The organism is Photobacterium satsumensis (assembly GCF_050336935.1).
Taxonomy (GTDB): domain Bacteria; phylum Pseudomonadota; class Gammaproteobacteria; order Enterobacterales; family Vibrionaceae; genus Photobacterium; species Photobacterium satsumensis.
In genome coordinates this window covers 103,640-122,745 of sequence record NZ_JAKJSK010000009.1, presented here as the reverse complement: position 1 = coordinate 122,745, position 19,106 = coordinate 103,640, and the positions used below count along the sequence as shown (strand labels likewise).

The window sequence follows — 19,106 nt, the reverse complement described above, 5'->3', positions numbered from 1 at the left end:
ATTCATGTACGCGCTAACCAATTGCCGCATTTACACCGGTAGCGATGTGCTGAATAACCACGCCGTCATTATTGACGGCGTGAACATTCACGCTGTCTGCCCTGTTTCAGAACTTCCTACGGATATCGAAATCCGTGATCTTGATGGTGCCAATCTGACACCAGGCTTTATCGACCTTCAGCTGAATGGCTGTGGTGGTGTCATGCTCAATGATGAGATCAATGCCGACACTATCCATACCATGCACCGTGCAAACCTGAAATCAGGCTGCACCAGCTTCCTACCAACGTTGATCACCTCTTCTGACGAAGATATGAAAGCAGCTATCGCTGCCGAGCGCGATTACCAGAGCCAATATCAAAACCATTCACTGGGCTTGCACCTTGAAGGTCCTTACCTGAATGTGATGAAAAAAGGTATCCACTCTGTTGATCACATCCGCCGCTCAGACAACGCAATGATCAACGCCATTTGCGAAAACGCCGATGTGGTAACCAAGGTAACCCTAGCGCCGGAGCAAAACGACCATCACCATATTGAGCAACTGGTTGAAGCCGGTATCGTCGTATCAGCGGGTCATACCAACGCGACTTATGTGGAAGCCCGCAAAGGGTTTGCGTCAGGGATTACTTTCGCTACCCACCTGTTCAATGCCATGACTCCGATTGCTGGTCGTGAGCCGGGTATGGTCGGGGCAATTTATGACACACCAGAAGTCTATACCGGTGTGATTGCTGACGGTTTCCATGTCGATTATGCCAACATCCGTATGGCCCATCGCATGAAAGGCGACAAACTTGTTTTGGTCACCGATGCAACTGCACCTGCAGGAGCAGACATGGATCACTTTATTTTTGTCGGCAAGAAAGTATATTACCGTGATGGTAAGTGTGTTGATGAAAATGGCACACTTGGTGGTTCGGCACTCACAATGATCGAAGCGGTTCAGAATAGTGTCGAACATGCAGGTATCGCCCTGGACGAAGCGATTAGAATGGCCACCCTCTACCCTGCTCGCGCTATCAGCGTCGATCAGAAGCTGGGCGCCATCAAAAAAGGCATGGTTGCAAACTTGGCCATTTTTGATCGTGACTATAAAGTTCGGGCGACTGTTGTTAACGGTGAATACGAGCAGAATTAAATATGACAGGCGGACAAATTGGTAATGTTGATCTGGTAAAGCAGCTGAATAGTGCAGCTGTTTACCGGCTCATCGACTTGCAAGGCCCTATATCTCGAATCCAGGTTGCTGATATCAGTCAGCTCGCACCTGCAAGTGTTACTAAAATCACCCGCCAACTGCTGGAGCGCGGCCTGATTAAAGAGGTCGCGCAGCAGGCTTCCACCGGAGGCCGGCGTGCAATTTCGCTGACCACAGAGTCAGCACCTTTCCACTCGATTGCGATTCGCCTCGGGCGAAACTACATCGAGCTAACGATTTATGATCTCAGCGGCAAGCATATTGTCGGTACTGCACATCCTTTCCACTACACCAACCCGCAAGAACTTATCGATGGCTTGCTTGAGCATATCCGAAAGTTCATTGCCGATAACCAGAATGTTCTGCGCGAGCTGGTTGCCTTCGGGATCACCCTACCGGGCCTGATTGATCCGGAGAGCGGTGTGGTTGAGTACATGCCCCATATCGACGTCGATAACCTGCCATTGTCGGAAATCATCACAGACAAATACGGTGTTGCCTGCTTTGTCGGCAATGATATCCGCGGCTTGGCACTGGCTGAGCATTATTTCGGTTCGAGCAAAGACTGCAAGGACTCTATCCTTGTTAGTGTCCACCACGGTACCGGTGCGGGGATCATCGTCAACGGTCAGGTATTCTTGGGCTTTAACCGAAATGTCGGTGAGATAGGCCATATTCAGATCGACCCACTTGGTGACAAGTGCCAGTGTGGCAACTTTGGCTGTCTAGAAACCGTCGCTGCCGATCCGGCTATTATCCGCCACGTTCAAGCCCTGCTTGACCAAGGCTACCCGAGCTCTCTGCAAGAGCTGGAAGATGTCACCATGCCTGCTATCTGTGAAGCGGCCAATAAGGGCGACGAACTGGCAAGCCAGGCGCTGATCAAGGTGGGTAACCAGTTGGGCAAAGCCCTGGCAATGACGATCAACTTGTTTAATCCACAAAAAATTGTCGTGGCGGGTAATATTACCCAAGCCAAAGATGTGATTTTTCCGGCAATTCGCCGCTGCGTGGAAACCCAGTCGCTATCAACCTTTAACAAGGATTTGCCAATCGTAGAGTCGGAGCTATACACCCAGCCGACTATCGGTGCATTTTCGATGATCAAGCGTGCCATGCTCAACGGCGTCTTGCTACAGCGCTTGCTAGAAGAGTAACGATAGCAAAGACTAACGCGAGACCAAGACGATAAATAAATAGCTTTCTAAGTTATTCATCCTGTTACAAAATATTAAGGGCAGACTTCAGACAGAAGACTGCCCTTTGTGTTATATTTCGCCAACTATAAGTACCCGCAAACACAAAGGTACATACCCAAGGCCAGTCCGCACATCTAATAAATCCACTTTTGGGTCTGGCTAAGAACCATAAAGGAACGTCAGCCTAGCATGGAACTTATCTATATTATTGCCGCCTTTCTGGCCGGCTTCATCGCACTTAGGTGCAAACTCCCACCATTGGTGGGCTTCCTCGTCGCCGGTTTTGCCCTTAATACCGCAGGCTATGAATCAACCCCGGTATTATCGACCCTCGCTGATCTCGGTGTAACACTACTGCTCTTCACCATCGGCCTGAAACTTGATGTCAAAACCTTGCTGGCCAAAGAAATCTGGGGCGGAGCAACTCTACACAACCTGCTCACGACCGGCTTGTTTACCCTCGCTTTGCTTGTCCTCAAGCAGCTAGGGATTGGTATGATGGCCGATCTCGACGTGACTCAAATTGCCTTGCTGGCTTTTGCCCTGTCGTTCTCAAGTACAGTATTTGCCATCAAGGCACTACAGGAGAAAGGCGAACTCAACGCAACCTACGGTACCCTCGCTATCGGGATCCTGGTCATGCAGGATATCTTTGCCGTACTTTTCCTAACCGTCTCGACCGGAAAGATCCCTGAAATCACAGCATTGGCACTCTTTGCCCTGCCACTACTGCGCCCTTCGCTGTTTAAGATCCTCGATCGAGCCGGACACGGTGAGATGCTGGTGCTCTACGGGATTTTCCTTGCGCTGGTCGCTGGTGCCGGGCTATTTGAATTTGTCGGTATGAAGGCTGATCTCGGTGCGCTGATCATGGGTATGATGCTTGCCGCCCATCCCAAGTCATCCGAGATGTCAAAGTCGCTGTTCAACCTCAAAGAGCTGTTACTGGTCTGCTTCTTCCTCAACATTGGCTTGGCAGAACAACCGACGCTCGACGGGCTGCTAATGGCACTGCTACTAATGGCTATGCTGCCGCTCAAGGGGATTTTGTACTACGTTATCTTTAATTTGTTCCGATACCGGGTCCGCACCTCCCTGCTCGGTACCCTGACGCTATTTAACTACAGTGAATTTGGTCTTATCGTCGGCGGTCTCGCCTACAAAATGGGGATGCTTCCGGGCAGCTTCTTGGTCGCTATCGCGATTGCGGTCTCTCTCTCTTTTCTTATTGCCGCCCCGCTCAACAGCTTGGGCCACCGCCTGTACAAAGACGCCTCAAAGTGGCTCAAAGAATTTGAGCCTGAAAAACTCAATGCCGGTGATCGCCTGATTGATTTAGGGGATAAGCAAATACTGATCTTGGGTATGGGGCGTATTGGTAGCGGGGCCTATGATGAGCTGGTTGCCACCTACGGCAACAAGATCATCGGTGTCGAAGCCCGTGAAGACTCGGTCGAGCTGCATCAGGAGCAAGGTCGTCATGTCATCCATGGCGATGCTACCGACTCGGATTTTTGGGCCCGGGTGATATCCAAGCAAAATATTCAACTGATCCTACTTGCCATGCCGCACAGCCAAGCTAACAATTTTGCCCTCGAGCAAATCCGTGAGCGCAACTACCAAGGCCAAATCGCCGCCATCGCCAAATATGACGATGAAGAAGAAGAGCTCAAAGCGTTGGGGGTCGATGCTGCCTTCAATATCTATCATGAAGCAGGTAGCGGTTTCGCCCGCCACGTGTGTGAACATTTGACGCCACAAATTAAGTCGAACTAATTTTCACCTCTTCAGGGAAAACGGCAGCTTCGGCTGCCGTTTGCTTTTGTGCGCAAAATATCACCCTCAATTAACTTTCATTCGTTTTTTACCGTATATTTTAAATATTATTCACTAAGAGCTCTTTTTGTTTATCGAATTGAAATTGATGGTTGCAATTCATTGTTGAATACGCAATTTTAACAATTAACGAAAGGACAGCGATGATGTGGCCAAGATCTGCCTAGCACATAACAAAGTGCTAACGCATCAGAGAGCAAACCCATACTAGAGGTTATGCACACCGCCACGCTGGTTCCGACAATTTTCATGGATAGCAACATTTAGTTAATTTTGGGGTAGGTAGTATGTGTTCAGTATTTGGGATTCTAGACATCAAGAGTGATGCCACGGCATTACGTCAAACCGCATTGGAAATGTCTAAAAAAATGCGCCACCGTGGCCCTGACTGGTCTGGTATTTATTCATCGGATAAAGCTATTCTTGTTCACGAACGTCTGGCTATCGTCGACCTGAACAGCGGTGAACAGCCACTTTACAATGCTGATAAAACACATGCTCTTGCAGTAAATGGTGAGATTTACAACCACAAAGAGCTGCGTGCGGAATTTGCCCCTGACTACCCGTTCCAGACCGAGTCTGATTGCGAAATTATTCTGGCGCTATACAAAGAGAAAGGCCCCGAACTACTTGATTACCTCAACGGTATTTTCGGCTTTATCCTGTACGATGAGCAAGAAGATGCCTACCTGATCGGCCGTGACCATATCGGTATTATCCCGCTATACCATGGTCACGATGAGCATGGTAACTACTATGTCGCTTCAGAAATGAAAGCACTGGTCCCTGTGTGTAAGACCATCAGTGAATTCCCTCCAGGTTCCTTCCTGTGGAGCAAAGCCGGTGAACCAACACGCTACTACAAGCGTGACTGGATGGAATTTGATGCTGTGGTTGAGGCCAAGACGGATAAGGTCGCGTTGAGCGACGCACTGGAAGGTGCTGTTAAGCGCCAGCTAATGACCGATGTGCCTTACGGTGTACTGCTTTCCGGTGGCTTAGATTCCTCGGTAATTTCAGCCATTACCAAGAAGTTTGCCGCCCGCCGTATCGAAGATAACGAAGAGTCTGATGCTTGGTGGCCAACCCTGCACTCCTTCGCCATTGGCCTAGAAGGCGCACCGGATCTAAAAGCAGCGAAGGTTGTTGCCGATAGTATCGGTACGGTCCACCATGAGCTAACCTATACCGTTCAGGAAGGTCTTGACGCTATCCGTGATGTGATTTACCACATCGAGACTTACGATGTCACCACCATCCGCGCGTCGACTCCGATGTACCTGATGTCACGTAAGATCCGCGCAATGGGTATCAAGATGGTACTGTCAGGCGAAGGCGCCGACGAAGTGTTCGGTGGCTACCTGTATTTCCACAAAGCCCCGAACGCAAAAGAGTTCCACGAAGAAACGGTCCGTAAGCTACTCGCACTGAACATGTTTGACTGTGCCCGTGCCAACAAATCAATGGCAGCATGGGGCATCGAAGCCCGCGTACCTTTCCTCGATAAAGAGTTCCTGGAAGTGGCTATGCGTCTTAACCCTGAAGACAAGATGTGTGGCAACGGCAAAATGGAAAAACACATTCTCCGCGAGTGTTTCGGCCATTACCTACCAGAATCCGTTGCTTGGCGTCAGAAAGAGCAATTCTCTGACGGTGTGGGCTATAGCTGGATTGATTCCCTGCGCGAGGTTGCTGAAGCAAAAGTGTCTGATCAGCAACTTGAAACAGCGAAATTCCGTTTCCCATACAACACACCAACGACCAAAGAGGCTTACGTGTACCGTGAGATCTTCGAAGAGCTGTTCCCGCTAGAAGATGCCGCTAAATGTGTTCCAGGTGGCCCGTCAATCGCGTGTTCTAGCGCTAAGGCCATTGAGTGGGATGAAAGCTTCAAGAACAGTGCCGACCCATCAGGCCGAGCTGTCGCAGCCGTCCACAACGAAGCCTACGATGCATAAGCGCAAAGCCGCTTAACGTTTGATAACCCATAACAAAAAACCGCCAACAAAGGCGGTTTTTTTATGCTCAGCATTCAAGAAACGACGATTAACGTTCCCAGTATGCTTCTTCCAAGCTGTCTTCACGCTCTGGCAGGCCACGAGACAGGCGAGGAGAATGCTGCGCCAGTACTTCGTAACTCACTCGGTTCGAGTACAAGCAAACCTGTGAGAAAGACGAGTAAGTCAGGAAGTCAAACTGGTGTTTGCTCGACTTAGGCACATTGTCTTTATGGTAACGGTTAGCAGACATGTCGTGCAACAGTGCAGACAATGCACCATCACCAGCACCGTTGGTGTTCTTGATACGCTCAGGGCCACCCATGTATGGGGCAATGTGCGAGTACACCTTGATTGGAGTCTGACACTCCGATTTCAGCATTGGACGGCTGAATTCGTAACGGTTGAACTCAGGGATTTCACCCGGTAGCAGCGGCAGGCTTGTTTCTCGCTTGGCTTCATCTTCGGTGTAACCCGCAGTGTACAAACCAACAGGGCCCGCAGTGCATAGCACCAAGTCTACCCACTCAAGGGTTTTCTCTGATGCAATCAGAGGATCGGTCTCACCGGTCAGGGCTTCGGCTTCATCTTCGTTCATCGCGACAACCGTCACGTGATCACGCAGGAAGTCACGCCACCACTGTGGGTCATCTTCAATCACAAACTTGGTACCCAATGTCAGGACGACAGGGACATCATGTTTCTTAGCGTACTCAATCGCCTGCATGGTGGCTGCTGGCATTGGGTCACCGTCTTTACAACGTACCAAGTAAGCAGTCAGTACCAAAGCAGAAGCACGCTTGAATACCTCTTCAGGAACACTGCTTGGCTCAAGTTGGTTCATGCGGCCTTCGTTGATCGCGAAGGTACGCTCACCTTCTTTAGAGATCAGGGCGAAGCAACGACCAATAGGGCCATTGACTGGCTGCAGGTGATTCATATCCATACGGCTTGATGTGTTGCACAGATAACGGTAGGCATAGCTGCCGATCTCGATATCTTTACTCATCACACCCAGCAACACTGATTTATCATCAGCCAGTACCGAGTAGTTATGAAGGGTATTACCGATAGTACCACCAGCAAATTCGTGGCTGATCATTTCTTTTTCTTTCAGCTCACGATACAGCGCTTCGGCTTTCTCATCTGAGATCACCAGCGAATGGCCTTTACTCAGCTCATAGCGTTCCAGGAATTCATCTTCGACACATGCTTCAATATCAACCAGAGTCTGGTCGATACCGACAATATGCGTGCGCGTTAGTCGCTTGTCTTGCTTGGCTTGACTAAGAAGGGGATCACGAGCATGGACCGGGAAGTAATGCTTCGATTTGCGTTGGCCTGGAAATTTCATGTCAATGAGCTGTCTGTTGAGAAATTTTTGCGAATTCTATCACAGAATATAGAACAAAAAAGAAAAAGCTCTCACAGAATGTGAGAGCTTTATTGTCAATCAGGCAGGTTATCCATACAGGGTGTTAAGCTACATCTACACTCAACCGCAGCTTAGGTTACCGGCTACCACCCCTTGCTATGTTGCTGCACCAACGACGCCATCAAATCAATATGAGCAGGATTGTCATTCAAGCAGGGAATCAGATTGAAACATTCACCACCGGCCTCAAGAAAGACCTCTTGGCACCCTTCGGCTATCTCTTCCAATGTTTCAAGGCAATCAACCGAAAACGCCGGGCAAATAACATCAAGTCGCTTCACACCTTTTTGAGCTAATTCACGAATCGTGCCTTCGGTATATGGCTTGAGCCATTCCTCACGGCCAAAGATGGACTGATAGCTCATACTCATTTGCTCACGCGGCATGTCAATCTTTTCCGCAAGCAAGGCGGTGGTAGCATTACAATGCTCAGGGTATGGATCGCCATTATCAGCATAGCGCTTCGGGATCCCATGGTAAGAGCACAGCAGATAATCAGCCTTTCCATTCTCTTGCCAAAACTCAGTGACGGATTCAGCCAGCGCTGAGATGTAGTCAGGATGGTCAAAATAGTGGTTCACAAAGCGCAGCTCTGGGATCTCAGCCCTCGCCTTCAGCACCTTCGCGATTTTATCGAACACCGCCGCAGTGGTGGTGCGTGAGTACTGCGGGTATAAAGGAAGCACCAATACGCGTTCGCAGCCCTGCTGCTTGAGCGCATCAAGGCCATCAAGCATACTCGGACTACCGTAGGTCATCCCCAACTCAACCGGTACACCCAGGGTGTCTTGTAATGCCTGCTGCTGGCGTTTCGAATACACCATCAGTGGGGAGCCCTCATCCATCCATACCGACTGATACAACTTGGCAACTTTCGGCGCGCGGACAGGCAAAATCACCCCGTGTAAGATCGGACACCAGAGCCAGCGGTTCATATCAACCACACGGTGGTCATGGAGAAAATCGGACAGAAACCGCTTCACCCCTGCAGGTGTCGCTTCATCAGGCGTTCCTAGATTAACTAGTAGCACCCCATACGGGCGGGTTTGATTATTGTTATTGATACTTTGCTCGCTCATATCATCCTTCACGCTCAAGACGGTAATATTCAACTCTACTTAACTGTATCAGAGTTCTTTTCAGCCAGTTATCCCCTATCAGGTATTAATTGGATCATTTTTCTGGCTTATAAAAAAAAACGGGCTGACCCAATGGCCAGCCCGCTTGTGAACTTGCTAAGCAGCTTGCGATTAAGCCAGTGCTTTTTCCAGCTCTGCGCTTACAGCGGCTACAGGCTGAGTACCGTCGAACTTCAGGTACTTAGTGTTGCCTGCATCTGCTTCTTTGTTGTAGTAAGCAATCAAAGGAGCAGTTTGCTCGTGGTATACACCTAGGCGAGCACGTACGGTTTCTTCTTTGTCGTCATCACGAACAACAAGATCTTCACCTGTTACGTCGTCTTTACCTTCAACCTTAGGCGGGTTGTAAATTGCGTGGTAAGTACGACCAGAAGCTAGGTGAGCACGACGGCCAGCCATACGCTCAACGATCACGTCGTCAGCTACGTCAAATTCGATCACGTAGTCAACTTCAACGCCGATTTCTTTCAGGCCATCAGCCTGAGGAATTGTGCGTGGGAAGCCGTCAAGCAGGAAGCCTTTTGCACAGTCGTCTTCAGCAATACGCTCTTTAACCAGACCAAGGATGATGTCGTCTGACACAAGCTGGCCAGCATCAATGACGGATTTCGCTTGTTTACCTAGCTCAGTACCTGCCTTGATTGCTGCACGTAGCATGTCACCAGTAGAGATTTGTGGAATACCAAATTTCTCCATGATGAATTGTGCCTGAGTACCTTTACCTGCACCTGGAGCGCCCAGAAGAATGATGCGCATCTTGTTCCCCTATAGATTTGAATGGAGTTTTCAAAGAAGTGAAAAATACACTGATTACGGCATAGTCGCAAGCCCAGTCCCTGACTAGGCTGCGATTACATGCTGTATCAGAATACTATTTGAGGCCGGTAACAGGCGATTAGACCTTCGTCCTACCTGTTCCGGTTTATTTTTCTTACTATTTACCCAGTAATTTATTCACCGCGGCAAGGAACTGGGACGGATCGTCCATCGTGCCCTTCTCGGCCAGCATCGCCTGCCCCAATAACATTTCGACCCAACGTCCAAAGACTTCCTCGTCAGCTTCATCGGCCATTTTGGTCACCAATGGGTGCTCCGGGTTCAGCTCAAAGATGTATTGTACCTCTGGTGCGTCATGACCTGCCGCAGCCAACAGTTTCGCCATCTGGGTACCCATCTCGTTCTCGTCGGTAACGACAACGGCTGGGGTGTCTTTTAGCTTGAACGTGGTGCGTACATCTTTCACACGCTCGCCAAGGTATGTTTTGCTTCGCTCAACCACCGACTGAAAGGCTTCTTCTGTTTCCTTGCGCTTCTCTTTCTCTTCTTCCTGCTCAAAAGCAGACAGGTCAAGATCCGCTTTGGTGATCGCTTGGAACGACTTACCATCAAATTCTGGCAGGTGGCCCATCAACCACTCGTCGATGCGGTCATGCATTAACAGCACTTCCAGGCCCTTGGCACGGAACTGCTCCAAGTGTGGGCTGTTCTTCGCCGCGCTGAAGCTATCAGCCGTCAGGAAGTAGATCTTATCCTGGCCTTCTTTCATGCGCTCGATGTAACCAGAAAGCGAAACGGTCTGCTCAACCGTTTCGGCATGGGTCGAGCTGAAACGAAGCAGCTTGGCAATCTTTTCGCGGTTTGCGAAATCTTCCACCGGGCCTTCTTTCAGTACCTGACCGAATTCATTCCACAATGTTTGGTATTTCTCGGCGTCTTTGTTCGCCAGACGCTCCATCATAGTCAGGGCACGCTTGGTACATGCCTTGCGCAGTGACTGAGTCACCTTGTTGTCCTGCAAGATTTCTCGCGATACGTTCAACGGCAAATCGTTCGAGTCAATAAGACCGCGCATAAAGCGCAGGTAAGACGGCATGAACTGCTCAGCGTCATCCATAATAAAGACGCGCTGAACATACAGTTTCAGGCCGTGCTTACTATCGCGATTGTGCATGTCCCAAGGCGCTTTAGATGGGATATACAGCAAACTCGTGTAGTCCTGCTTACCTTCAACCCGGTTATGGCTCCAAGTCAACGGCTCGGCAAAGTCATGTGAGACATGACTGTAAAATTCTTTGTATTCTTCTTCGGAAATATCTGACTTATTGCGGGTCCAAAGTGCTTGCGCCTTATTGATTTGCTCCCACTTACGGCCTGTTTCCTTGCCTTCCTCGTCGCGCTCAACGGTCTGGATATGAACCGGAATACCGATATGATCTGAGTATTTACCGATGATCTCACGCAGGCGGTGCTCACTCAGGAACTCCTTCTCGTCTTCACGAAGGTGAAGCACGATCTCGGTACCACGGCTCTCTTTTTCAATATCTTCAATCGTGTAGTCACCTTCACCACCCGATTGCCAAGACACGGCTTGATCGGCGGCAAGACCGGCCGCACGGGTGTTCACCGTCACGGAATCTGCCACAATAAAAGCAGAATAGAAGCCGACACCGAACTGACCGATCAGCTGGGAGTCTTTCGTCTCGTCTTCGCTAAGCTTGGCGAAGAAGTCTTTAGTTCCCGATTTAGCAATCGTCCCTAGGTGCTCAATGACGTCGTCACGGGTCATACCAATACCGTTATCGGTGATGGTTAACGTGCCTGCCTGCTCGTTGAATGATAGCTTTACACCAAGCTCGGCATCATTTTCATACAAACCTGGCTGAGATAATGCACGGAAACGCAGCTTATCCGCGGCATCGGACGCATTAGAAATCAACTCACGCAAGAAGATCTCTTTGTTGGAGTACAAAGAATGGATCATCAATTGCAACAGCTGTTTCACCTCAGACTGAAAACCACGGGTTTCCTTATTTTTGTGGATAGTTTGTTCGCTCATTTCAACTCCGAAACTTGTATCAATAAACATTCAGGGCTTATAACAGCCGCTTTCCTTGTGCTGCTTCCCTTTACCAAGTGCTTGAGTATATAGATGTGGTCAAACGCATCAATTTCAACCTAAAATACACGTTTTATATTTTTATGTTTTTTCAGAACCGTTTTTTATAATTTTTACATTCAGAAGAGATTCAGGGTGTCCATGGTATACATTCGCCGTAGGCGTACCCTTGGTGCTAAAAATGAATAAATTAGAAAGTAAATTCCTTATTGGTCAACGCTTTTTGTTTGACCCATATGATAATAGCTTGATTGACCAATATGAAAGTGATGAGCTGACTCGACTCGGCAGTAATGAAAGCCGGGCACTCAGTTTGCTTATCGAAGATCCAGGAGCCATCATTACCCGCCACCGTCTGCATGAATATGTATGGCGTGAACAGGGTTTTGAGGTAGATGACTCCAGCCTGACCCAGGCTATTTCGACCTTAAGAAAAGCGCTTAAAGACTCGACAAAATCACCGGAGTTCATCAAAACCGTGCCTAAACGCGGCTACCAGATGATTGCATCCGTTGAGTCCCTGTCGGAAGTCGCTTCAAGTCATAACGCTGAACAAGCGGAAGCCTTAGCAAATAAACTGGACGAACCTTCTGAGCTTGAACGTGAGTTGTTCGAGCACAGTCAACAAACGACACCCGTAAAAACGGTAGCAACAGCTACCCATTCCCAACGCAACAAGCCAAAACTACCGATGGCGGCCATTTCAGGTGTGTTAGTGCTCATTGCCCTGTTGCTACCCGTTATCGTCAATCTCAGCATGCCACCTAAATCAGCTGCTTTTGAGCCTTATGCTGTGATAGACAATGTGCCGATTCTGATCCCGGCCAACCACCCGTCCCTGAGCCAATGGGAAGGCATGATCACCCAATGTGTTGAAAGCTACCTTCGTTATCACCCAGAAAGCAAACGCCCAATGGAAGTGATTGTGTCTGGCGGCCAGAACTCTCAGCTGTGGGTCAATTATGTTCACTCACTGAACAACCCCTCCGAGAATGTGACCCTTCGGTTGTTGACTAGCCAAAAGGACAATGTTGCGATATGTCAGTAAATACTCACAAGCAGTCGGTTAAACACTTCGTTTACCAATATTGGGCGTTTATCATTTTGGCCCTGTCAGTCCTGTTCTGCGCTTGGCTGTACTACTCCAGCGACTACAAGCAAGAGCAACTTCTGATCTCGCGTGAATGGCAGTCAAAGACTGTCAGCCGCATCGAAGAGACCGAACTGGAACAACTTGGTATGTTGCGCCGTGTCGAACAGACCAGCCACGTGGTATACCTGCCGAACAATACCTATTCGCGGATCACTTTGATGAGATTGTTCAGTACCAACGAACAGCCACTCACCATTCACATTTCGGAATCAGGTAACTGGGATGTTAGCGGTAAGTACCTACTGACTGAGCCAACGGAATTTAAAGATATCACCTCGGGTACCAATGAAGACTTCCAGCCGGAGCACCTACGGATCATCAACCAGATCTACCGTATGGATGCCCAGCAGAGCCGCAGAATGGATGTCATCGACGAGAAGACCATCTTGCTTACCAGCTTGTCGTATGGCTCGCATATCCTCTACTCGCTGTAAGTTAAAAATTCGCACTTGATGGCTATTCAAACCGCTCAGAAATGGGCGGTTTTGTTTTTTGGGTTCTGGGTTCTGGGTTCTGGGTTCTGGGTTCTGGGTTCTGGGTTCTGGGTTCTGGGTTCTGGGTTCTGGGTTCTGCAGTCAGCATTAGCAATAAAGTCAATCACTTCAATCTTTTGACTTTGCTTTTCCTAGGTCCGAGGGCCAACTCTTCCTAGGGCCAGTGCGATAATCAATAAGATAAGTAATATAGCTAAAGCGCTTAAATGGGGATATCGGAAGTGTTTTGCTTAACGCAAAAAAGAACGGGCGCAACTTTCGTTGCGCCCTTAGGTCTTACATGCAGCAGTCCCGCTACTATGGTGCTCCCTGCATCATTCCATTGAATTGCTGTAGTCCGTCAGCATATTCCTTTTATTCTTCGTCCTGAAGTTGTCCTTAGGCCATCCTGACCTGCCAGCATATCCTATCCTGACTCTCAACATCCTTCCTGGAGGGGTCCCTAACTTCGTCCTGAAGTGGTCCTTTTGTCATCCTGACTGGCAAACATCCTGCTTACCATTTTGCCGTTCCTCGGCTATCCCTTCACAGTCCTTGTTCGATATACCATCCTAGTACACCGGTCTCATCCTGAGACTCCCCAATCCTTGGGTATTTCCTGTTCCGTTCCGTCAGTTCCTTCCGACACCTATAAATATACGCCGATCAGCTGATTTAAGTAGCCGTTCTGGAATAACATCTCATATGCAATGCTATTGAAATATCGCCAACACACAACAAAATCGAATAAAGACAACCACTTAAATCAAATAACAGCGATTAAACCCTATACCTATCACCTCAATATCCCACGCGCTTGTAAGAGATCTCTCACAAAGGTGATAGAGTATTAGTATTAAGACGCAATAGAGTGCTGGGTACTGGGTACTGGGTACTGGGTACTGGGTACTGGGTACTGGGTACTGGGTACTGGGTACTGGGTACTGGGTACTGGGTACTGCAGGATATTAAAAAACGATTGAACTTCAAACTCTTTCTTTGCTTTTGATCTGCCTAGGCCCAAGGGCCTGCTCTTCCTAGTACCTCTATGCTTCTGGAATTAAAAAAGGGGGGAAGCCAAGCTTCCCCCAAACACAATGAACAGTCTAGCAATTATCTAAAATTAGAAGTACAGACGCATACCGATAGTGAATGCGTTATCGTCCTGACCTGCGTTAGCCTTATCGAAGTCCTGGTCAGCGTATTCCATGTAAGAAACAACCTGACTGGTTAGCCAGTAGTCAGCACCAATCGTGTACTGGTTTAGCTTGTCGTTTTGGGTATCAAAGTCAACGTAATCATATACGCCGTATAGACCGAAGCCCATTGGGAAGTCGTAACGGGCCATGGCACCGACACCGGTTTGCTCGTCACCAGCAAAGTCGTAATCAGAGTACATTGCCGCTAGAGATAGCGCCTGCCATTCATAAGTGGCGTTTAACGTCCAAGACGTGTCTTTATCGTCATTGTAGATACTCTTCTCAGTACGCTCCGACTGGGTGTAGGTACCCGATAGGCCTAGGCCGAAGTTCGAGTTCCATGCAACACCTAAAGCAAATGCCTGGTCAATACCTAGCTCACCAAAATCAGGGTTCATAGCACCAGTAGCATCAAGCCCTTCATCACCCGTATGGTACTGCGCCATTACTGTGAAATCGCTGATATCGATTTTGTACTGAATACCGTTAGTCAAGCGATCTGTTGCAGCAGCATCTGACTTGATGTTTGCCGTACCGCCGTATTCCCACGTAATATCGTATTGGCCTGCCAGTGTATCTTGCACTGCTGACATGCGACCCATGCGGAACTCACCGAAGTCACCACCGATAGCCACAGAGCCGAATTTCAAGAAGTCTTCACTATCGTCAAAACCATCACCGTTTTCTGGGATGATATTGAACTCTTTCAGTACATCACCGTTGATGTACATGTTGTTGTCCAAAAAGTAATTAATGCTTAGGCCAAGTTCAGTACCTTCACCGGTGAAAGTGCTGTCTGCGCCCATATGACCATTATCTGTTGTCTCGTAGCGGGCACGTAGGTTACCGTACACGTTAACAGATAGATCATCTGATTGATAAACCTCTGCCGCCATTGCTGACGCACTAGCCACTACCGAGCCGATCACGGCTGCAACTACTGTCTTTTTCATGTTCACTCCTAATCGTTCCCTGACCTTAAATAGTCGAAAACTTAGTATTAATTTTTTATGTGATACGCCGGTAATGACGGTTCATTTACAACCATCAATAATTACTTCCCGGCAAGTAACGCTACTATTTAATACATGAAAACAATTAGTTAGGAACAAAAATTCTATTAAAGAATATTTTGATAGAAATAATTAGAAAACAACTCCAGCTAAAAACTAAATTTTTCTTTACTGATCTAAAGCAGCTAAATTTGGCTTTATAAGTGGTTGATAAGGCAAGTAAGTGATAAAAAGGCAAAAAAATACCAACGATGAACGTTGGTATTTTTATGAAATAACTTTATATAAAACAAGTTTTATATTTATCAGTAAAGTTTTTGTCGTCCTGCTAGGGAGTGGGACAACGTCGTACCATCGACAAGCTCTAGCTCACCACCAACAGGGACCCCATGGGCAATCCGTGAGGCCGGGATCGAATACTCACTGCATAGCTCTGCAATGTAATGAGCGGTCGCTTCACCTTCTACCGTCGGGTTAGTGGCCAAAATCAACTCGTTGATCGGCTCGTTCTGCAAACGAAACTCAAGGGTATCCAGACCAATGTCCGAAGGACCAATGCCATCGAGTGGTGACAGGTGCCCCATCAACACAAAGTAACGGCCAGAAAACTGCCCCGTCGCTTCTACCGCCACGATATCTGCCGGCGATTCCACCACACAGATCTCACCGTTTTCCTGACGACGCGGGTTGGAGCAAATTGCACAAACCTCTTCCTCAGTAAACGTACGGCAGTCGCGGCAGTGGCCAATCTCGGTCATTGCCTTACTCAAGGCATCAGCCAATTGCAGGCCACCCTGTCGATTTCTCTGTAACAAACTGAAGGCCATACGTTGCGCTGACTTGGGGCCGACCCCAGGCAGGCACCGTAAGGCCTCCATTAGTTGTTCCAGTAAGTGACTGGTACGCATTAATTAGAATGGCATCTTGAAGCCGGCTGGTAGGTTCATACCACCGGTTACGCCTGCCATTTTTTCTTTCTGCGCTTCTTCGATACGACGAGCTGCGTCGTTGAACGCGGCCGCAATCAGATCTTCCAGCATGTCTTTGTCGTCTTCCATCAAGCTTTCATCCAGCTCAACGCGACGTACACTGTGGCTACCAGTTAGAGTCACTTTTACCAGGCCAGCACCAGACTCGCCGGTCACTTCCATATTTGCGATCTCTTCCTGCATTTCCTGCATGCGCTCTTGCATCTGCTGCGCCTGCTTCATCATGTTAGCCATACCGCCTTTACCAAACATATCTTCTCTCTCTGTGGTCTGGTTAATCTATAAGGGTCTTACGCTATCTTCATCAAGTACAGCAGAAAAACGCTGACAAATGAAATTAACGTTCGGATCGGACATTAAGCTTTGCTTGGCCTGATCCAATTTCTGCTGATAAATCGCCTCACGCCATTCAAGGGGCGAGCGGCCTTTATCACTCAATTCAACTTCCAACGACACGGTCTCGGCAAAAAGTTCACTCATTGCCATAGCCAGTTGCTCCCGCGCCTTGGGGGTATTCAGGTGCTGCTGAGAAGGACGGAGGCATAATTTTACCTGATTACCTTCTCTTTCGAACGCCGAATTAAGTGCCAGCTGCTGAACCATACGTCCAACTTGCAGCTTGGTCACCCAATCCGACCAACTATCCTGATTTGCTGCTTCCTTGACAAGCAATTTCACCATTTCAGGTGTCTTTTCATGCTCTAAGGCTTGTTTCAAAAGCTTCGGAGCAACGACTTGCTGAGTCTCGGTTTGTTCAGGAAGCGTGGTCGGGCGCCATTGGTACTCAGAGGAACTGTCGTCTAGCTGATCCATGGCGTCAGTCTGCGCTGCCGCTGTTGTCGGTGCACCCGGTACCGGCATCGCATTTCCAGCCGCCTTTACCTGACCGTTTTGCTTGTTGGCAATACGATCAAGTACGCTGCTGCTTGCAACCTTTTTAGCCCGTACCGGTTCACCCTTTTTTCCGTTGTCCGGCGCACTGCCGTCACGCTTGGTTTTACTGCGAAGCTGGTTTCTTGCCGCCAGCAACCCTGATGCAGCCGATGAGGGTTGGGACTGGGGTTGAGCTTGAGCCGGTGCTGCTGTCGGCGCCATTTGCTGATGTGGCGCAGCCTGGGTCTGTTCCGGCTGATAGCTTGGTGCAGTGCCTGCAGGATCATAACCCGCTGGCGGCTGCGACGCGTAATTCGCCGGAGGCTGATTTACAGGAGCTTGATTTACATGTGAATAGCTCGCAGGTGACGGCTGCGGCTGCCCCTGTGGTGGCATATTCTGCTGTGGAGCCGGTGCTGCCATTTGTTGCGGCTGCGGGGAAGACGCCTGACCGCCATTCATTTGCGCTTTCAGTGCCTGCACCCGCTGAATACCTTGCGCCTGCGACGGCGGTGCCGCAGCTGGCTGAGTGGCAGGTACAGCAATGGGCTGCGGCGTCACGGCATTAACCGATACCGGCCTAAAGGCCAGCATACGAAGTAACACCATTTCCAGTCCGGTCCGGCCATCAGGGGCAAAAGCCAAGTCCTGACGCCCCTGAAGGGAAATTTGGTAACACAACTGAACTTCTTGCGGTGATACCGATTGGCTCAGCGTGCTAATTCGCGAAGCATCCGGGGCACTGTCATCCAGTGAGGCCGGCAGGGCCTGATGCATCGCAACACGGTGAAGCTGGGTAGCCATTTCACGTAACAGGCTGTCCCATTCGACACCGACCGAGGCAAGCTCTTCCAAACACGCCATCGCGGGCTGTGCTTCGCCGCCAGCAACCGCTTCGAGCAGATAAAGTGCCTGTTCGGTATTGAGGGTGCCCAACATTTCCGACACAGCATCCGCCTGAACCTGACCATTACCCAGCGCAATCGCCTGATCGGTCAAGCTCAGAGCATCTCGCATACTGCCTTCGGCGGCACGGGAAATCAGCCCCAGTGCCCGAGCGTCGAATTCAACTTGCTCCTCGCCCAGTACCTTTTCCAGCTGCGCCTGGATCTGGCTATTATCCAGATGCTTAAGGTGGAACTGCAGGCAGCGGGACAGGATAGTCACCGGTAGTTTTTGCGGGTCGGTGGTCGCCAGAATAAATTTCACGTATTCAGGCGGCTCTTCAAGCGTTTTCAGCAAGGCGTTAAAGCTATGACGAGAAAGCATGTGCACTTCGTCAATTAGGTAAACCTTATAGCGGCCACGCGCCGGCTTATACTGGACGTTATCCAGTAGATCTCGGGTATCTTCTACCTTGGTACGCGATGCCGCATCGATTTCCAGCAAATCGACAAAACGACCTTCATCAATTTCACGGCAGGTTTCGCACTGGCCACATGGCGAGGCTGTGACGCCTTGCTCACAGTTCAGACCCTTGGCAAAAATACGGGCAATCGTGGTTTTACCTACCCCTCTTGTTCCACTGAACAAGTAGGCATGGTGAAGACGATTATGGGCAAGCGCATTGGCCAATGCCGTCAAGACATGGGACTGACCGACCACATCATCAAACTGGTGCGGGCGCCATTTACGTGCCAGAACCTGATAACTCATGTTAACTAACCTTACAGAATCAAGAACTCAATGCTAGCACAGGGAGG

15 protein-coding genes are annotated in these 19,106 nt (G+C 49.2%); 6 read left to right on the top strand and 9 right to left on the bottom strand.

What is annotated here, in order from left to right:
* Positions 1-4: 4 nt before the first annotated feature.
* From nagA to asnB, 4 genes are all read left to right on the top strand, one after another.
* The gene (gene nagA, locus L4D79_RS19080; RefSeq protein WP_428653237.1) at positions 5-1,141 is read left to right on the top strand and encodes an N-acetylglucosamine-6-phosphate deacetylase; all 1,137 of its coding nucleotides are present in this window, start codon (positions 5-7) and stop codon (positions 1,139-1,141) included.
* Between the two features lie 2 nt (positions 1,142-1,143).
* Positions 1,144-2,358: a DNA-binding transcriptional regulator NagC gene (gene nagC, locus L4D79_RS19075; protein ID WP_428653235.1), complete on the top strand. Its 1,215-nt coding sequence runs from the start codon at positions 1,144-1,146 to the stop codon at positions 2,356-2,358.
* A 231-nt stretch (positions 2,359-2,589) separates the two neighbouring features.
* The gene (locus tag L4D79_RS19070) at positions 2,590-4,176 is read left to right on the top strand and encodes a cation:proton antiporter domain-containing protein (protein ID WP_428653233.1); all 1,587 of its coding nucleotides are present in this window, start codon (positions 2,590-2,592) and stop codon (positions 4,174-4,176) included.
* A gap of 347 nt (positions 4,177-4,523) precedes the next feature.
* Entirely contained in the window at positions 4,524-6,194 is a 1,671-nt protein-coding gene (gene asnB / locus L4D79_RS19065) for an asparagine synthase B (protein WP_428653231.1), read from the top strand.
* An 88-nt stretch (positions 6,195-6,282) separates the two neighbouring features.
* Here the strand turns inward: asnB and L4D79_RS19060 are convergent, their stop codons facing one another.
* The 4 genes from L4D79_RS19060 to htpG all read right to left on the bottom strand — a co-directional run bounded on the left by L4D79_RS19060 (position 6,283) and on the right by htpG (position 11,643).
* Positions 6,283-7,587: an inosine/guanosine kinase gene (locus L4D79_RS19060; protein ID WP_428653229.1), complete on the bottom strand. Its 1,305-nt coding sequence runs from the start codon at positions 7,585-7,587 to the stop codon at positions 6,283-6,285.
* 164 nt (positions 7,588-7,751) lie between these two features.
* On the bottom strand, positions 7,752-8,747 hold the full coding sequence (gene hemH, locus L4D79_RS19055; protein ID WP_428653227.1) for a ferrochelatase: 996 nt from the start codon (positions 8,745-8,747) through the stop codon (positions 7,752-7,754).
* A gap of 171 nt (positions 8,748-8,918) precedes the next feature.
* The gene (adk, locus tag L4D79_RS19050; RefSeq protein ID WP_107350267.1) at positions 8,919-9,563 is read right to left on the bottom strand and encodes an adenylate kinase; all 645 of its coding nucleotides are present in this window, start codon (positions 9,561-9,563) and stop codon (positions 8,919-8,921) included.
* A gap of 178 nt (positions 9,564-9,741) precedes the next feature.
* Complete coding sequence (htpG, locus tag L4D79_RS19045) at positions 9,742-11,643, bottom strand: molecular chaperone HtpG (RefSeq protein WP_428653223.1); 1,902 nt, start codon at positions 11,641-11,643, stop codon at positions 9,742-9,744.
* Positions 11,644-11,884: 241 nt separating this feature from the next.
* Between htpG and L4D79_RS19040 the strand changes: the two genes are divergently transcribed.
* Positions 11,885-12,751, top strand: coding sequence for a winged helix-turn-helix domain-containing protein (locus L4D79_RS19040; RefSeq protein WP_428653221.1), 867 nt, complete (start codon positions 11,885-11,887; stop codon positions 12,749-12,751).
* Complete coding sequence (locus L4D79_RS19035) at positions 12,742-13,290, top strand: regulatory protein ToxS (RefSeq protein ID WP_428653219.1); 549 nt, start codon at positions 12,742-12,744, stop codon at positions 13,288-13,290. Before L4D79_RS19040 ends, L4D79_RS19035 begins: the two co-directional genes overlap by 10 nt.
* Before the next feature lie 895 nt (positions 13,291-14,185).
* On the opposite strand, the gene L4D79_RS19030 is transcribed toward L4D79_RS19035, so the two are convergent.
* The 5 genes from L4D79_RS19030 to dnaX form a co-directional block, all read right to left on the bottom strand.
* On the bottom strand, positions 14,186-14,353 hold the full coding sequence (locus L4D79_RS19030) for a hypothetical protein (protein ID WP_428653217.1): 168 nt from the start codon (positions 14,351-14,353) through the stop codon (positions 14,186-14,188).
* Positions 14,354-14,452: 99 nt separating this feature from the next.
* A complete protein-coding gene (locus L4D79_RS19025) occupies positions 14,453-15,481 on the bottom strand; it encodes a porin (RefSeq protein ID WP_428653215.1) in 1,029 nt (342 codons plus the stop codon).
* A 365-nt stretch (positions 15,482-15,846) separates the two neighbouring features.
* Positions 15,847-16,449 carry a recombination mediator RecR gene (gene recR, locus L4D79_RS19020; protein ID WP_428653213.1) on the bottom strand — a complete coding sequence of 201 codons (603 nt, stop codon included), beginning with the start codon at positions 16,447-16,449 and terminating at the stop codon, positions 15,847-15,849.
* A 3-nt stretch (positions 16,450-16,452) separates the two neighbouring features.
* Entirely contained in the window at positions 16,453-16,782 is a 330-nt protein-coding gene (locus L4D79_RS19015; RefSeq protein WP_107350272.1) for a YbaB/EbfC family nucleoid-associated protein, read from the bottom strand.
* A gap of 27 nt (positions 16,783-16,809) precedes the next feature.
* Positions 16,810-19,059 (bottom strand): DNA polymerase III subunit gamma/tau, encoded by a 2,250-nt coding sequence (dnaX, locus tag L4D79_RS19010; protein ID WP_428653210.1) that lies wholly within the window; start codon positions 19,057-19,059, stop codon positions 16,810-16,812.
* Between the last annotated feature and the right edge of the window lie 47 nt (positions 19,060-19,106).

Bases quoted from the DNA above. Each gene is read 5' to 3' on its own strand.
- nagC (WP_428653235.1), top strand. From the start codon at position 1,144: ATGACAGGCGGACAAATTGGTAATGTTGATCTGGTAAAGCAGCTGAAT.
- L4D79_RS19070 (WP_428653233.1), top strand. From the start codon at position 2,590: ATGGAACTTATCTATATTATTGCCGCCTTTCTGGCCGGCTTCATCGCA.
- nagA (WP_428653237.1), top strand. From the start codon at position 5: ATGTACGCGCTAACCAATTGCCGCATTTACACCGGTAGCGATGTGCTG.
- htpG (WP_428653223.1), bottom strand. From the start codon at position 11,643: ATGAGCGAACAAACTATCCACAAAAATAAGGAAACCCGTGGTTTTCAG.
- recR (WP_428653213.1), bottom strand. From the start codon at position 16,449: ATGCGTACCAGTCACTTACTGGAACAACTAATGGAGGCCTTACGGTGC.
- asnB (WP_428653231.1), top strand. From the start codon at position 4,524: ATGTGTTCAGTATTTGGGATTCTAGACATCAAGAGTGATGCCACGGCA.
- L4D79_RS19040 (WP_428653221.1), top strand. From the start codon at position 11,885: ATGAATAAATTAGAAAGTAAATTCCTTATTGGTCAACGCTTTTTGTTT.
- hemH (WP_428653227.1), bottom strand. From the start codon at position 8,747: ATGAGCGAGCAAAGTATCAATAACAATAATCAAACCCGCCCGTATGGG.
- L4D79_RS19060 (WP_428653229.1), bottom strand. From the start codon at position 7,587: ATGAAATTTCCAGGCCAACGCAAATCGAAGCATTACTTCCCGGTCCAT.
- L4D79_RS19015 (WP_107350272.1), bottom strand. From the start codon at position 16,782: ATGTTTGGTAAAGGCGGTATGGCTAACATGATGAAGCAGGCGCAGCAG.
- dnaX (WP_428653210.1), bottom strand. From the start codon at position 19,059: ATGAGTTATCAGGTTCTGGCACGTAAATGGCGCCCGCACCAGTTTGAT.
- adk (WP_107350267.1), bottom strand. From the start codon at position 9,563: ATGCGCATCATTCTTCTGGGCGCTCCAGGTGCAGGTAAAGGTACTCAG.
- L4D79_RS19035 (WP_428653219.1), top strand. From the start codon at position 12,742: ATGTCAGTAAATACTCACAAGCAGTCGGTTAAACACTTCGTTTACCAA.
- L4D79_RS19025 (WP_428653215.1), bottom strand. From the start codon at position 15,481: ATGAAAAAGACAGTAGTTGCAGCCGTGATCGGCTCGGTAGTGGCTAGT.